The organism is Myroides marinus (genome assembly GCF_900109075.1).
Classification (GTDB): Bacteria; Bacteroidota; Bacteroidia; order Flavobacteriales; family Flavobacteriaceae; genus Flavobacterium; species Flavobacterium marinum_A.
In genome coordinates this window covers 262,895-278,826 of sequence record NZ_FNYS01000002.1, presented here as the reverse complement: position 1 = coordinate 278,826, position 15,932 = coordinate 262,895, and the positions used below count along the sequence as shown (strand labels likewise).

Genomic DNA, 15,932 nt, shown 5'->3' with positions numbered 1-15,932 from the left:
CTTTTCAAGATGAAGACAATTTTTAAATCATTATTATATTTTTCATTCGCAGGGCTTATCCTTACAGGATGTGCGAAGAATGATGACTTCTCGGTTCCACCAATTAATTGTGAAGAACCTAATATTGCTGCTAACCAAACTATAGATGGGTTATACTCTACTATTAAAGAAGATAGTAAAGTTGTAGCTAAATATACTAACGACGAGGTTATTTCTGGTATTGTTGTTTCTAGTGATCAAGCTGGTAACTTCCACCAACAACTTTATATTGTTGATGAGAACACACAAACTCCTGTAACTTTAAAAGTTGATATTAAAGGAGGTTTTGCACTTTATCCAGTAGGATCTAAAGTTTTTGTTAAACTTAAAGATACTTATATTCACCATAGTTTTGGTATGATCACAGTTGGAGGGGGTATTTATACTTCAACATCTGGAAATAAATATGCAGATGTTATTACAGGGTCTAAATTAAGAAATACTTTATACAGATCTTGTAAGATAAAAACAGGAGATGAGTTTAATAAATACATCAACGTAGTTACTTTAGAACAACTTAAAGCTGATAAAACTTTATTAGGTAAGTTAATACGTGTTAATGAAGTTCAGTTTGAAAGAGCTGTAGTTGGTAAAACTTATTATGATAAAGATGATAAAGCAAGTAATGATGCACAAGGTCAAACACTAAGAAAAATTGTTGACAAAAAAGGAAACTCATTAGTTGTTAGAACAGGTCAATACTCTAATGGTATTAAGGATCAAATCATAGTAAAAGAGAGTGGAAGTATTACAGGTATTGTAAGCGACTTCCAAGGAACACTTCAGTTCTATCCTAGAACTATGGAAGATATGAAGTTAGACCAAGCACCATTCGATGAAGGAAATGGAGCAGTAGATGAGGATGGAAGTTATGATGACCCAAATATGAAATTAGAGCCAGGTAAGTATTTAGCATTTCCAGGATCTAATTTTGAAAAATGGGAAGATTTTACATCTGTAGTAAATAGCTATGGGTTGAAACATGTTGCTTTAGCCGAAAAACAAGGCTGGAATGGTACAAATGGAATGAGCCTTAAAGCTACTCCTACTGGTAATGATTTCTTATTTACTATTGAAAAAGTGAAAAATGTACCTACAGGAGCAACTAAGATATCTTTCTTAGTTAAAGGAAAAGCAACTGGTGGTTCGTTAGTTCCTTTAGTATATAAAGCTAATGGAAAAGATTATGTAGCATACAATGTTAAGAACCTAACTGTTCATAAAGTAGTAAAAGCAAATACTAAAGCTTTAGGAAACAATACAACACCTGTGTATGATGGTACAATTGATACAAAAGGTGAATGGGTAAAAGTTGTATTAGATTTAACTTCCGCTCCAGAAGGTGCTGGATATAATACATCAGGTGCAGGTAATTTCTTTGCTATAAAAGTTAAAAAAGAAATAGCTTATGATCTAATTATTGATGAGATTAAGTTTGAAGATGGTACACCAGGAGATGGTACAGGACCAGAAGTTCCAGAAGGAGACTTATCAGAAGCAAAAGGTTTGAATGAGGATTTCGAAAAAGAATTTACGAAAGATGATAGAGCCTCTAGTTATGATGTTAAAGATTTAGAGTTCCCTATTGGTATATGGTCTTTTTCTGATGGAGGAGTTTATGGAGAAGCTAATGATTTAAAAGCTTCTGGTAAACAATCTGTGAGACTTAGAGGAAATGATAAAGCAGAAGGATTTATACAAACTAAGTTCTTTGTTACAGGTTTGAAAAAAGTAGAATTACAGTTTGGTGGTACTAAATTTAGTGAAGCTACTGATGCAGATAAAGAGTTTGCTGTTGAAGTATTCTACTCTGTAGATAATGGTAAAACATGGAAATCTGCAGGGAAAAAAGTTGGAGTTAAAGAAGCTTTAACTAGTGCAACTTTTGATATTGCGTCTAAATCAACTGATAAAGTTATTGTGAAAATTCAAAATGCTTCTTTTACAAGAAGTACTAAGAATAGACTTAGAATTAATATTGATGATGTTAAGTTCATTAAGTAAGAAATAAATAAACTAAAAAGCTCGGCTATGCCGAGCTTTTTTTATGCAGTTAAGTTAAGTGTTATGCTTAAAGTGAATAGATCACTAAACCTATTTAAAACATCTTATTGATGATCTCTTGTCCATAGACTAGAGATACTTCCTCTACGAAAGATTGGAAGCTGAAGCTAGCTTCTTCGTTTGCGTTATCAGAGATAGTTCGGATAACGATAAATGGAACACCGAATTCATAGCACACCTGTGCTACTGCAGCACCTTCCATTTCTACACATAAAACTTCAGGAAGTTGAGCCTTAAGGTTATTTTTTTGGGTAGAGGTAGAGAAGAACTGATCCCCACTAGCTATAGTACCATAGTGAACTTTAGGTGTAGTGATATTAAACTTAGCTAATTCAGAAGGAGTGATTAATTGATACAAGTTCTCTAATCCAAACATTTCTTCGATGTGATCACATGTTTCTTTAGACCATGACTCATCAGTGTCAAAGTAAGTCTTGCCTAATAATGGAATCTCAAATTTAGGTCTAAGAGGTGAAGCATCCATATCGTATTGTACTAAATTCTTAGCAACTACCACATCGCCAACTTTGACATCAGCATGTATTCCTCCAGCCACACCTATAAAGGCAATACTGTCAACCTTGAATTCTAGCAATAATGTTGCTACTGTAGCTGCTGCAGCTACCTTACCGATACGTGAGTATACCACTACTACTTTTTGGTCATTTATGTATCCTTGATAGTAAGTGCGGTTACCTATTTTGTGTTCAGATCTATTCTTTAGTTGCGTGATAATCCCATTTACCTCTTGAGGGATTGCTCCTAATATTCCTATTATTTTATCTGCTTGCATGTTCTCATTAATAATTGATTAGTCAAAATTACAAAATTTTAGACCAATGCCTTTCCCTCTATTTTTGTTTATAATCTTATAGTGTTTTTTACGTTATGTAAGTATAGTGCTAGTACAATGCAAGTATAGTGCAAGTACCAAAACACCGTAAAATGGTACTAAAACTATACTAGGATTATGTACTAAGTATACTTACATATCATCTAGAAGAGCAATGGAAATGATAAGAAAACTATATTTGGTTATCTTCATTTTAGGTTTAGTAGTTTAGTTGATATAAATCTGGGATATTGTTGATTCGATTAAATATTTAGGCGTTAGTTTTTCTTTTTATACGCAGATGGATCACATTTAAAATGACTCTAGATTATACCTAATAAAAAGATGAAAATACAGATACACATAGAAGACTGTTACCCTCTGTACTGTATTTTAAATAAGAACTTTAGGTAATAGAGGTGGTGAAAACCGTGTGTTATAAAAAAATATTTAAGAGAGTAGTAAAAATAGTATCTTTACAGCGAGTAAATTAAATGCAATAATTCCCGAAAGGGATTCAATATATAAATATTATTAGATGGCTTGTACAAATTGTTCAACAGATAAAGATAGTAACGGGCTCCCGAAGGGATGCCAGAATAAAGGAACGTGCGGTACAGATGGCTGTAATAAATTAGCAGTTTTTGATTGGTTGTCAAATATGGTTTATCCTACTGGCACCGAAGTATATGATATAGTAGAAGTTCGTTTTAAAAACGGTAGAAAAGATTTTTATCGCTACCCTAAAGAGATAAGTATCTCTATGGGTGATATAGTAGCTACAGAGTCTTCTCCAGGACACGATATTGGTATTGTGTCATTAGTAGGTGAGTTAGTGAAAGTGCAGATGAAAAAGAAAAAAGCTGACCCTAATGGAGAAGTTTTAAAGATATACCGCAAGGCGACGCAAAAGGATATCGATATATGGCAAGAAGCTCGTAACAGAGAAGAAACTGTAAAAGTTAGAGCTCGTGAGATGGCTATTGCTTTGAAGCTGGAAATGAAGATTTCGGATGTAGAGTTTCAAGGAGATGCATCTAAGGCAACTTTTTATTATACAGCAAGTGAGCGTGTAGACTTTAGACAATTAATTAAAGACTTTGCACGCGAGTTCAGTATTCGTATAGAGATGAAGCAAGTAGGTTTCCGTCAGGAGGCTGCTAGATTAGGTGGTATCGGATCATGTGGACGCGAGTTATGTTGTTCTACATGGTTGACAGACTTTAGAAGTGTGAATACTTCTGCAGCACGTTACCAGCAGTTATCACTTAACCCACAAAAACTTGCAGGTCAATGTGGTAAACTTAAGTGTTGTCTTAACTTTGAGTTAGATACATACTTAGAAGCTTTAAAAGATATGCCAGATTCTGATACGAAGTTAATGACTGTAAAAGGGTTAGCTGTATGTCAGAAGATAGATATATTTAAAGGACAGATGTGGTTTGCTTATATCAATAATTCTGCGAATTGGTATGTATTATCTACTGAGATGGTTAAAGAGATAGTAGCTCTAAATAAGAAAGACCAAAAAGGTCAAGAGTTAGAGAGTTATATGTTAGAGGTAGAGTGTGACGAGGCAGACTTTAAACATGTTACTGAGCAAGATAGCGTTACTCGTTTTGACCAACCTAAGCGCAAGAAGAAACCTTCTAAAAATAAGAAGAAGGAAACTCCTGCTAAAGAAGGACAAGAGGGGAATGCTCCTGTAGCTAAGAAAGAGCGTTCTAATAACAATGATGCTAGACCTAAACAGGCTAAACAACAAGGTGATAGAGAACCTAATAATAAGCAACAGGTACGCAATAGAAATAAGAATAGAGCTGAAGGAACTAAGGAAAACGAAGGTGAAAAAGTAGTTAAACAAACTAATGGAGAGCCTAAGAATGTTCGCAAGGAAAAGAACGGTCCTAGAGAACAACGTGGACCTAGAGAGCCTAAAGCAGATAATAGAGGCCCTAGAGAACCAAAAGGACCTCAAAAAGAAAATAATAAACCTGTAGAAGGGGCAAAAGAGGGAGAGGACACACCTAAGGCTAAGCACCATAAAGGTAATCGCCCAAATAGAAATAAGAAGTTTAAAAAAGATAACAGTAATAATAGTGACAACTCCAATGCAGAGAATTAGTAGTTATTTGCTTGTACTAAGTGCTGTGATATTATCAATGACATCTTGTAAACAAGATGAGAATATGCTATTTGATCAGTATCAAGAGACCTCAGGTACATGGGATAAGACAGATGTGAAGACATTTGTATATGATGTACAAGACACAGTACAACGCCATAATCTATTTATGAATTTGAGGGTAAATAAGAGTTATCCTTACAGTAACTTATTTGTTATATTTAAGATACACCAGCCAGATTCAGATATACTAGTAGATACATTACAGTTTCAGATGGCTAAACCTGATGGTACACTACTAGGTAATGGTTTTTCTGATGTGAAAGAGAGTAGATTAGAACTAAAAGAAGGTTACGTATTTCCGAAGGCAGGTAGCTATAAGTTCAGTGTAGAGCAGGTAGTTCGTGAGTTAGGAGAAGTAGAGGGAGTTAGTTCATTAAATGGAGTTTCTGAAGTAGGATTCCGAATAGAAAAACAATAATAGAATAATAGATTTAGAAGTATTATACGCTTTATGAGTTCAGATAACAACAAAAAAGGAACAAAGAAACAACAGCCAAAGGGACCTAAAAACTATCTAAAGATGTTTTGGTTAGGCTTTTTAGGTTTTGTAGCAGCTGTTATATTCTTTTTCTTATGTGCTTCTTGGGGAGTTTTTGGGCAGATGCCGACCTTTGATGAATTAGAGAATCCTGCTAGTAATGTAGCTACAGAGATTATTTCGTCAGACGGGAAAACTATTGGTAAGTTTTACTTAGAGAACCGTGTTCCTATTAAGTATGAAGATCTTCCAGATTATTTAGTCAACGCTTTAATATCTACGGAGGATGAGCGATTTAAAGAGCACTCAGGTATTGATGCTCGTGGTACATTACGTGCTATTACTTCAGTAGGAAGTAGTGGTGGAGCGAGTACTATCACACAGCAGTTAGCTAAACTGTTGTTTCACGGTGAAGGATCTAGAAGTTTGCCTAAACGTATTACACAAAAGGCAAAAGAATGGGTTATCGCTGTTAAATTAGAAAGACAATATACAAAAGAAGAGATTCTGACGATGTATTTAAATAAAGCTGACTTCGTTAATAATGCAGTAGGTATTCGTTCGGCAACTCGTATTTATATGGGTAAAGAACCTAAGGATCTTACTATAGATGAGGCAGCGATGTTCGTGGGAATGTTACAGAACCCTGCATACTTTAACCCTGTGCGTCGTCCAGAGTTAGTAGAGAAGAGACGTAATGTAGTATTACACCAGATGGCTCGTAATGGGTACATTACTCAAGAAGAGAGCGAGAGATTACAGAAGAAACCTTTAGCTCTTCACTTCACACCTGAGAGTCATAGAGAGGGTATTGCTACATATTTCCGTGAGTATCTACGTGATTATATGCGTCGTTGGGTTAAGGAGAACCCTAAGAAGGACGGATCTACTTATGATATTTATAGAGATGGATTGAAGATATATGTATCTATAGATTCACGTATGCAGAAGTATGGTGAGGAAGCTGTAGAGGCACATATTGCTAATTTACAAGAGGAGTTCTTTATTGATCAAAAGAACAATAAAATGGCTCCATTCTATAAGATTAACCAAGGTGAGGTAGATAATATCATGATGCGCGCTATGAAGACTTCAGAGAGATGGAGACAGATGAGTGAGCAAGGTAAGTCTGAGAGTGATATCATCAAGTCATTTGATGTAAAAACAGAGATGAGAATCTTTACTTGGAAGGGAGATAGAGATACGATTATGACTCCTAAAGATTCGATACGTTACTACAAACATTTCTTACAAGCTGGTATGATGGCTATGGAGCCTCAGACAGGGCATATTAAGGCTTGGGTAGGAGGTATTAATTATAAGCACTTCCAATATGACCACGTAGGGCAAGGAGCTAGACAAGTTGGTTCTACATTTAAACCATTTGTTTATGCTACTGCTATTGAGCAATTGCACTATTCGCCATGTGATTCTATTATAGATTCACCATTCACTATGCCTAGAGGTAGATATGGTATTTCTAAGGATTGGACACCTCAGAACTCTAACCGTTCTTATAGAGGTATTATGACATTAAAACAGGCTTTAGCAGGATCTGTAAATACAGTTACAGCTAAGCTTATGGATAAAGTAGGACCTAAGGCAGTAGTAGATATGTGTAGAGATTTAGGTATCTCTGGAGATATACCTCAGAGTCCAGCTATCGCATTAGGAGCAGTAGACCTTACTGTAAGTGATATGGTAGCAGCATATAGTACATTCGCTAACCAAGGTATTTATGTGAAACCAATCTTTATTACTCGTATTGAGGATAAGAATGGAGTAGCATTGTTTAATGCAGTTCCAGAGACTAAAGATGTAGTAAGTAAAGATGTGGCCTATGCTATTATCAAGTTGTTAGAAGGGGTTACCGAGTCTGGATCAGGTGTTAGGTTACGTACTACTTGGCAAGGTGCTGGATATAAGCGTGTGACAGGTCACCCTTATAAGTTCACTAACCCTATCGCTGGTAAGACAGGAACGAGTCAGAATAATAGTGATGGATGGTTTATCGGTATGGTACCTAACTTAGCTACTGGTATTTGGGTAGGTAATGATGATAGAGCAGCTCACTTTAGAACAATGACTTATGGTCAAGGGGCTACATTAGCACTTCCGATATGGGGTATATTTATGAATAAATGTTATGCAGATAAAGGATTAAATATATCTAAAGCTGGATTCCCAGTGCCGGAGAACTTGTCTATTAGAGTAGATTGTACTAGAATAGTTCAACCAGAAACAGATGATGTATCTGAGGGAGCATTAGACACAGAAGAATTTGATTTTTAATAATACTAAACGCCTTTTTTGAAAAGGCGTTTTTTTTTGTATTTTTAGGAGCATATAACTAAACCTATAATTATGATCAATAAGAAAGTAGCTGGTGTGAAAGAAGCATTAGCAGATATAAAGAATGATATGACTATCATGCTTGGAGGATTTGGTCTATGTGGAATCCCTGAGAATAGTATAGCTGAGCTAGTGGAGAAAAATGTAACAGGGCTTACCTGTATCTCTAATAACGCTGGAGTAGATAACTTCGGGTTAGGATTATTATTACAAAAACGTCAGATTAAGAAGATGATTTCTTCTTATGTAGGTGAGAATGCCGAGTTTGAACGTCAGATGTTATCAGGAGAACTTGAAGTAGAGCTTACACCACAAGGGACTTTAGCTGAGAAATGTAGAGCAGCTCAGATGGGTATCCCAGGTTTTTATACTCCTGCTGGATATGGTACTGAAGTGGCTGAAGGGAAAGAGGTAAGAGAGTTTCATGGTAAACCACATATATTAGAACTAGCTTTTGAGGCAGACTTTGCTATTGTAAAGGCTTGGAAAGGAGATGAAGCAGGTAACCTAATCTTTAAGGGAACTGCACGTAACTTTAATGCATGTATGGCTGGGGCAGCTAAGATCACTGTAGCAGAGGTTGAAGAATTGGTGCCAGCAGGTCAGTTAGACCCAAATGAGATTCATGTACCTGGAATATTCGTTAAGCGTATTTTCCAAGGAAAGAATTACGAGAAGAGAATTGAGCAACGCACTGTTCGTTCTAAGAATTAATCACCTTTTTAAACTTAAGTTATGTTAGATAAAGTAGGAATTGCAAAACGTATAGCAAAAGAAGTAAAAGATGGCTTCTATGTAAATTTAGGTATAGGTATCCCGACCTTAGTAGCGAACTATGTTCCAGAAGGGATGAATGTAGAATTTCAGAGTGAAAACGGTATATTAGGTATGGGGCCATTCCCGTATGAAGGTGAAGAGGATCCAGATCTGATTAATGCTGGTAAGCAAACAATCACAAGTTTGCCAGGAGCTTCGTTCTTTGACTCAGCTACTAGTTTCGGTATGATACGTGGAAAGCATGTTGACCTTACTATTCTAGGGGCTATGGAAGTGTCAGAACAAGGAGATATAGCTAACTGGAAGATACCTGGTAAGATGGTGAAAGGAATGGGTGGTGCTATGGATTTAGTGGCGTCTGCTGAGAATATCATCGTAGCTATGATGCATGTGAATAAAGCAGGTGAGTCTAAGATTCTAAAAGAGTGTTCGCTGCCGCTTACTGGTGTGAAATGTGTGAAGAAGATCGTAACAGAGTTAGCAGTAATGGAAGTAACGGATAAAGGTATCAAGTTGCTAGAGAGAGCACCTGGAGTGTCTGTAGAAGACATTGTAAAGGCTACAGAGGTAACTTTAATCATCGAGGGTGATATACCAGAGATGAGTATATAATAATGGAATAGAAGAGCTCTAATGAGCTCTTTTTTTATTGTTGTATTTTGTTTTTTATTTTAACGTTATGTGGAGTAACGAGGTATTTGAGTATTTTTATATCAAAAAAAGCATGAATAAGTTTGTTAATTATCCCTTATATCTAAAGGTAACCTGTGTGTTATTGAGCCTAGTGGTATTTAGTTATATGGCTATATTGCTGGAGAATATATTTGTACCCTTATTTCTTGGGCTTTTGGTCGCATCATTGTTAGTGCCCTTTAGTCAGTTTTTAGAGACTAAATTTAGGTTTTCTCGTGGTATTGCTTCTATCATTGTTGTATTAATAGCTCTCTCTGTCTTAGTTGGAGTCTTGTTCTTGATAGGTATGCAGCTAGTCCATCTGGAGGATGAGTGGCCAGCTTTTCAAAGCCAACTTATGGATAGTGTAGGTGTGATACAAGAGTGGGTGTACACAAAGTTTGGCATAGCTAAAGAACATCAGTTAAACTATATAGAGTCAGCAGCATCTAACTCGTTAAAGACTGGTACGGATATACTCGGAGCAGCTATGAGCTCACTATCTACTTTAGTGATGTTTATTGTCTTTACCTTCTTGTATTCAGTTTTTCTGTTGATATACAGAGGGCATCTAGTACGTTTTGTATTAATGTTGTTCCATGATAAGCACAGAGATAAGGTATTAGATACTGTGCATGCTATACAGCATATGGTTAAGAAGTACTTAGTAGGATTGTTATTACAGATGATTATCGTAAGTACATTAGCACTTATTGTATTTGCTATTTTAGACATTAAGTATTCTTTGATGCTTGCTGTTATCACAGGGATATTAAATGTGCTACCTTATGTTGGTATTCTTATAGCATTGATTATTACAGTTCTAATTACTTTTGCTACTGCATCAGGAGCTAAAGTGTTATTTGTATTGATTGGTTTTGTGGTTATACATGCTATTGATGGAAATATTGTAATGCCTAAGATAGTGGGGTCTAAAGTAAAAGTAAATTCACTAGTGGTTATTATAGGACTTATTCTTGGAGAGATGGCATGGGGAATTTCTGGTATGTTACTAGCTATTCCTGCCTTAGCTATTATTAAGATTATCTGTGATAGAGTGGAGAGTCTTAGACCATGGGGATATTTATTAGGTGAAGAGAGTTTACCTAAGGATATTGTGGTAGAAGATGAGATAAAAGAAGAACAAGAGCATTAGAGCTAATGATAAGAAATAAAAGAGGCTATCTGATTCAGATAGCCTCTTTGTTATTATTGAAGTCTTATTTCTTTGATTTATACACGAAGAAAGGAACTTTTAGATGCTTAGCTAAGTGCTGTGTGATGCTTTTAGAAAGGATGTTTTCTATAAAAGACTTGTTTCTTTTAATAGTAGCAACTGTATCGACTTTCTCATGCTCAATAAAGTCTAATAATGTTTTCTCTATATTCTCAGCATTGAATAAATGGAAACTTACTGGAGAATCTTTATACTTCTCTTTCCATTTATTATAAACCTCTTCACAAGATGTACATCCTTTAGATTTAACATGTACCACTTTTACATGAGCGTTATTTGCTTCTGCTCCTTTAATGATGTCGTCTAAAGTAGATTCTTCTTCTAATTCAAAACGAGAAGTAAAGATAATATTCTCTAATTGTTTAAAGTGAGCTTCTCTAGGAATACTCATTACAGGTATATCTACTCTAGAGATTGTATTCACAGTATTAGAACCTAAAAGTTTCTTTTGGAAACTAGAGCTAGCTCCATCAGTACCCATTACTAAGAAATCTATTTCGTTTTCTTCGATAGCATGCAGTATCTCAGGGATAAGCAATCCTTCTTTTACTTTGAATAGTACTTCAACGTGCTCTAGGTTCAACTCTTTTCTCATTTCGATTAGAGCAGGACTATTAGCATGTAACTGTTCTAACTTCTCAAAAGAAGTTTTCTTAAGCACATTCTCGACTAAGTGTGGGCTAATACCTCCTGATATTACAGGTGGGTCATAAACGTGAAGAACATAAAGCTCTGCATCTCTATAGTCAGCTAACTGTAAAGCATATTTGAATGCATTATTTGCAGTCTCTGAGTAGTCAGTTGGGAATAATATCTTTTTCATAATATAGGTACTTTCATCTTGCATACAAGTTAGTGAAAAAAACGATGATTATTTATTTTTATCTCAATAGAATTAATGACACAGATATATTGCTTAAGTGTGATAAACTATGACCTAAATTTAAATAATTGTAGTTTTTTTACCTAAAACTTGTATGATAAGTTAGTAACCTCTGCTATCTTATTTCCACTGATTTTTTTATAAAAATCGCTATTATTCTCACCAAGTGGAGGTAGAGTTAGCTTGTGTTTCTCTGCTTCTTGAGCATAATAATCTAACCTACTCGTGTACTTAGGAGATACGATATTGTAAATATGATTACCTGAAAAACCTTTGTCTATAATAGCACTAGATAATGTAATAATATCATCTAGGTGTATCATGTTAATCGGTAGTTCTGGATTATCTAATATCTCTCTTCTCACGATATAATCAACAGGTCGTCTGTCTTCACTAAATAATCCTCCTAAGCGCAAAATACAAGTGTTAATACCAGCTTCGTTTAGCAATACATCTTCAGCTTCTCTGATCTGAACAGCGGTAGGCTCTGTAGAGAATAGTTGGTTATTTTCTGTTATTTCTTCTTTTTGTGGAGCATATACTGAGACAGAACTCATCATAATCACGTTTTTTATATTGTGCTTATGTAGGTAAGGTATTAGCTTTTTAAAATTATCAGCATATGTAGGTGTAGGCTCGTTTCTGATAGGTGGGATGGTGATAATTAGTAGTTCAGCATTACCTATAAAGGGATCTAAAAACTGGATGTTGTCTTCATAAAGGTTTATGTGATAAGGCTTTATTTTATGTTCCTCTAGTATATTCATTTTGGCTAGAGTAGTAGTAGATCCTTTGACGTAATATCCTTTATCGATTAGGTTTTCGGCTAATGGTGTTCCTAACCACCCACTGCCTAGTATACTTATATGTTTCATATATAGCGAAGTAATGTTTAAAATAGTTATAAAAATAGTCATTTACTTTGTAAGGATAAATTTATCTACGGATATTTGGTCGAGAAAAACAAAACAACATGAAGAAATTAATATTCCCCCTACTTACTTTAGGATTGTGTTTATTATCCTCTAATGCTATTACTGCTCAAGAGGTACAGAAACAAATAGTCGTTGAAAACCGTGTTAATGACCCTAAACAAGTAGATAAACCTTATGTAATCTTGATCTCTATCGATGGATTTAGATATGACTATATTGAGAAATATGGAACGAAGTTTTTAGAGAAACTTGGTAAAGAAGGTGTTAGAGCAGAATCGATGCAGCCATCGTACCCATCTGTTACATTCCCTAACCACTATACTATAGCTACTGGGTTATATCCATCACACCATGGATTAGTAGGTAATAATATGTACGATCCTAAGATAGAAGAGAGATATTCTTTAAGAAATGCTAAAGCAGTACACGATCCTGCTTGGTATGGAGGGACTCCATTATGGGTATTAGCAGAACAACAAGGTATGCTGAGTGCTTGTTATTACTGGCCAGGTTCAGAAGCTCCTATTAAAGATACATATCCATCATATTACTATGCATATTCAGAGAAGTTTGATATGGATGGACGTATTAAGGAAGTAGTAAATTGGTTAGAGTTACCAGAAGAGAAACGTCCACACTTCATTACATTCTACTTACCGGATGTAGATCATGCAGGTCATAGCTTTGGGCCAGATGCTAAAGAGACAGAAGAGGCTGTTCACTATGCAGACCAATCTATCGAGAAGTTAGTAGCGGCAGTAGATAAGCTTAACTTACCTGTTAACTATGTAATTGTATCTGACCACGGAATGTTAGCATTAGATCAAGATACATTATTAAGTTTCCCATTAAAGCTTAAAGGTGATGAGATGAAGTTAGCAAGTAATGGTACGTATATCAGTGCATTTATCAATGATAAGAAAGAAATAGATAAGTACTATAAGAAGATCAAAAAAGCAAGTAATCCTAAATACATGAAAGTGTATAAAACGGAAGACTTACCTAAAGAGTTTAACTTTAGCAAAGAGCACGACCGTTTTGGTAGAATTGGAGATATTGTAGTAACGGCTGAAGCACCATATTACTTTACGAATAGAAAGTTAGCAGGTAGTCATGGTTTTGATCCCAATACAGTGAAAGAGATGCATGCTATCTTCTTAGCTAAAGGACCACAAATCCAATCAGGTAAAACGATTGAGACATTTGAGAACATAGATGTTTATCCTGTTATCGCTAAGATATTAGGACTTGATATTACAGAACCGATTGATGGAACAGATAAAGTAGCAAACAAAGTATTAGTTAAATAAACATATACTGAGTTTATATAAATAAGAAAAGGCTTGTAGGTATATCTACAAGCCTTTTTATTTGCGTTTTAAGACACTTAATTAGAATTGGTAACCAAACCCTAGGTTTAAGTATATATTGTGCATAGAGAACGAAATAGCATCGAAATCTTTATTAAGCACTCCATTAAATCCGTATGATAACTCTCCTAATAAGAAGAAGTTTTTGTTCATCTTCCATTCAGCACCTACTTGAGTACCCCATTGGAATTTACGTACTTCATTAGAGAAGTCATATGGAGCAGTATTATCGCCTTCAAATAACATTTTTTCTCCAGTTGGTGTATTTTGACGTAGGTATCCATCGTATACATATCCATCAAAGGTTTTATCTATTAAAGCAGATACATAAAGACCACCATATACATTCCAATTTTCATTAATTTTATAAACTGCAGAAACAGGAACTGTAAGGTAAGTATTTCTAACTTTTGTTTTTACTCCACCTGTAAAGTATCCTTTAACTCGTTCTCCTCCATCTCCAATAACTTCTGTCTTATAGTTTTTTACAGTAGCTTTTGTTGTCATTCCTTTGCTTTCAAAACGAAGACCTAAGCGAACCCCCCATTGTTTGTCATCAGTTAACCACTTAGTAGCATTAGCTTCTAATCCTAACTGTAACCCAGGATTATAACTATCAATACTTCTAATCTCTTCAGGAATTCCTAGAGGGGCAGATCCACCAATACTGAAGTGAGCTCTCACTTGGTAATCCATATTTTGAGTAAAAAATTCTTTAAATTGATTACTCTCTATCTTAGTATTGTTGATAGAGTCGTTTGTTTGTGCATTTGCTGTTATGGCAACTATTGATAAAGCACAAACTAATATTATTTTATTTAGATTCATTGATTTGTCTGTTTTTGTTATTTAACTTTTTCATAAATTATTTCAAGGTCATCTACAAGTAATGTACTTTCTAATGCACCTTTAAAGAAATCACCATCAACACTTGATGACATAACAATTGTTAAACTATATCCATCAGATTTTAGTTTTTGGATATTTATAGATTTGCCATTTATATTTACGAATGGAATTTTAAAATCTATCCAAGAATCTGTTTCTATTGCTTTACTAGGATCTATTCTAGCTATTGAAACAATATTCGGATGATCAAATTTATTTGTTCCATCTAAATAGATATTCTTACCCTCAGTTTTATTTTCAAAGAAAACAGCGTACAAGTCAAATTTGTCTATAATCTTTTTACCTGGGGTCTCTATCACTCTTTTGTTTATTACTTCAACAAAAGTACTACCAGATTCATATTTAAATTTACCAGTGATTGCAGTAGGTACTTTATCAAATGGAGCTCCTAAGTGGATTGCTAGTAGTGAGTTAGATAATGCCTGTTGAACATCAAACTGACCGATGAATGAACTACCTGCAGCAATAGGTTTTTTTAATATATTACCAAAGAAACCAGTAGATTTTGTTGTTAATTTAATAGCACTTTTATCATATCCCTCTTTGCTTATTGTTGTAGGGTAGTCATATGGTGTAGCATCTTCTCCTACAGAGAAGTAAAAAGCTGCGTTAGCATTAGTCCAAGGGTATGTTTTTATTCCTGCTTCATCATAATCAAAGAAAGTAAAGTATTTTTCCTCTTCGTCATCACTGTTTATTCTGATTTCATAATTGTCAAAGTTGTATTTAGTTGGTAACTTAGCTGTTGAGTATGTTACTTTATATTTTTTTGACCATTTACCATCTTGAGAAGTCACAGTGTAAAATTGTGAATCAGTGAAGTCTAGTTCTGTTTTACTTGCAGGTGAGATAGTAGCTCCATCTGTAATTATAAATTCAGGAGCTTGTTTAGTTAAATCAGTCCCTGTATTTACATAAACAGTTATATTGGTGTTTTCTATCTTTGGAGAAGTTCTTTGAATAGAGTCTGTTGCAATTATTTTTAGTATATCTGCTTCAGCATTTAACGCCTCATCTTTTATACAAGAAGAGAACGTGATCCCTACTATTGCCAATAGGGTGAAAAATAAGTAATTTATTCTCATAAGGTTTGTATTATGTTATTTATTTATGTTTGTTTTTAAAACTTAATATTGGCTTAACATATAAGTCAATAAAGTAATTTGCAAAGATAAGGAATATACTAATGAATATAG

13 protein-coding genes are annotated in these 15,932 nt (G+C 34.8%); 8 read left to right on the top strand and 5 right to left on the bottom strand.

Annotated elements, in window-relative coordinates; genetic code table 11:
* The first annotated feature begins 9 nt into the window (after positions 1-9).
* Positions 10-2,043, top strand: coding sequence for a DUF5689 domain-containing protein (locus BMX53_RS03580; protein ID WP_063175369.1), 2,034 nt, complete (start codon positions 10-12; stop codon positions 2,041-2,043).
* 94 nt (positions 2,044-2,137) lie between these two features.
* Here BMX53_RS03580 and BMX53_RS03575 read toward each other — a convergent pair whose 3' ends face one another.
* On the bottom strand, positions 2,138-2,896 hold the full coding sequence (locus BMX53_RS03575) for a 5'-methylthioadenosine/adenosylhomocysteine nucleosidase (RefSeq protein WP_074744715.1): 759 nt from the start codon (positions 2,894-2,896) through the stop codon (positions 2,138-2,140).
* A 577-nt stretch (positions 2,897-3,473) separates the two neighbouring features.
* On the opposite strand from BMX53_RS03575, the gene ricT reads away from it, so the two are divergent.
* The 6 genes from ricT (at position 3,474) to BMX53_RS03545 (ending at position 10,558) form a co-directional block, all read left to right on the top strand.
* On the top strand, positions 3,474-5,060 hold the full coding sequence (gene ricT / locus BMX53_RS03570) for a PSP1 domain-containing protein (RefSeq protein WP_074744713.1): 1,587 nt from the start codon (positions 3,474-3,476) through the stop codon (positions 5,058-5,060).
* Positions 5,047-5,541: a gliding motility lipoprotein GldH gene (locus BMX53_RS03565; protein WP_063175351.1), complete on the top strand. Its 495-nt coding sequence runs from the start codon at positions 5,047-5,049 to the stop codon at positions 5,539-5,541. Before ricT ends, BMX53_RS03565 begins: the two co-directional genes overlap by 14 nt.
* 33 nt (positions 5,542-5,574) lie before the next feature.
* On the top strand, positions 5,575-7,893 hold the full coding sequence (locus BMX53_RS03560; RefSeq protein ID WP_074744711.1) for a penicillin-binding protein 1A: 2,319 nt from the start codon (positions 5,575-5,577) through the stop codon (positions 7,891-7,893).
* A gap of 72 nt (positions 7,894-7,965) precedes the next feature.
* Positions 7,966-8,667 carry a CoA transferase subunit A gene (locus BMX53_RS03555; RefSeq protein WP_038985245.1) on the top strand — a complete coding sequence of 234 codons (702 nt, stop codon included), beginning with the start codon at positions 7,966-7,968 and terminating at the stop codon, positions 8,665-8,667.
* A 21-nt stretch (positions 8,668-8,688) separates the two neighbouring features.
* On the top strand, positions 8,689-9,342 hold the full coding sequence (locus BMX53_RS03550; protein WP_063175353.1) for a CoA transferase subunit B: 654 nt from the start codon (positions 8,689-8,691) through the stop codon (positions 9,340-9,342).
* A gap of 112 nt (positions 9,343-9,454) precedes the next feature.
* The gene (locus BMX53_RS03545) at positions 9,455-10,558 is read left to right on the top strand and encodes an AI-2E family transporter (protein WP_074744800.1); all 1,104 of its coding nucleotides are present in this window, start codon (positions 9,455-9,457) and stop codon (positions 10,556-10,558) included.
* 64 nt (positions 10,559-10,622) lie between these two features.
* Here BMX53_RS03545 and BMX53_RS03540 read toward each other — a convergent pair whose 3' ends face one another.
* Together BMX53_RS03540 and BMX53_RS03535 are read right to left on the bottom strand one after the other, a co-directional pair.
* Entirely contained in the window at positions 10,623-11,462 is an 840-nt protein-coding gene (locus BMX53_RS03540) for a universal stress protein (RefSeq protein ID WP_074744798.1), read from the bottom strand.
* A gap of 143 nt (positions 11,463-11,605) precedes the next feature.
* Positions 11,606-12,397: an NAD(P)H-binding protein gene (locus tag BMX53_RS03535; RefSeq protein ID WP_074744709.1), complete on the bottom strand. Its 792-nt coding sequence runs from the start codon at positions 12,395-12,397 to the stop codon at positions 11,606-11,608.
* A 98-nt stretch (positions 12,398-12,495) separates the two neighbouring features.
* On the opposite strand from BMX53_RS03535, the gene BMX53_RS03530 reads away from it, so the two are divergent.
* Complete coding sequence (locus tag BMX53_RS03530; protein WP_074744707.1) at positions 12,496-13,767, top strand: alkaline phosphatase family protein; 1,272 nt, start codon at positions 12,496-12,498, stop codon at positions 13,765-13,767.
* Between the two features lie 81 nt (positions 13,768-13,848).
* Here the strand turns inward: BMX53_RS03530 and BMX53_RS03525 are convergent, their stop codons facing one another.
* Together BMX53_RS03525 and BMX53_RS03520 are read right to left on the bottom strand one after the other, a co-directional pair.
* A complete protein-coding gene (locus BMX53_RS03525; RefSeq protein ID WP_074744705.1) occupies positions 13,849-14,655 on the bottom strand; it encodes a porin family protein in 807 nt (268 codons plus the stop codon).
* Between the two features lie 17 nt (positions 14,656-14,672).
* A complete protein-coding gene (locus tag BMX53_RS03520; RefSeq protein WP_074744703.1) occupies positions 14,673-15,821 on the bottom strand; it encodes a PCMD domain-containing protein in 1,149 nt (382 codons plus the stop codon).
* Between the last annotated feature and the right edge of the window lie 111 nt (positions 15,822-15,932).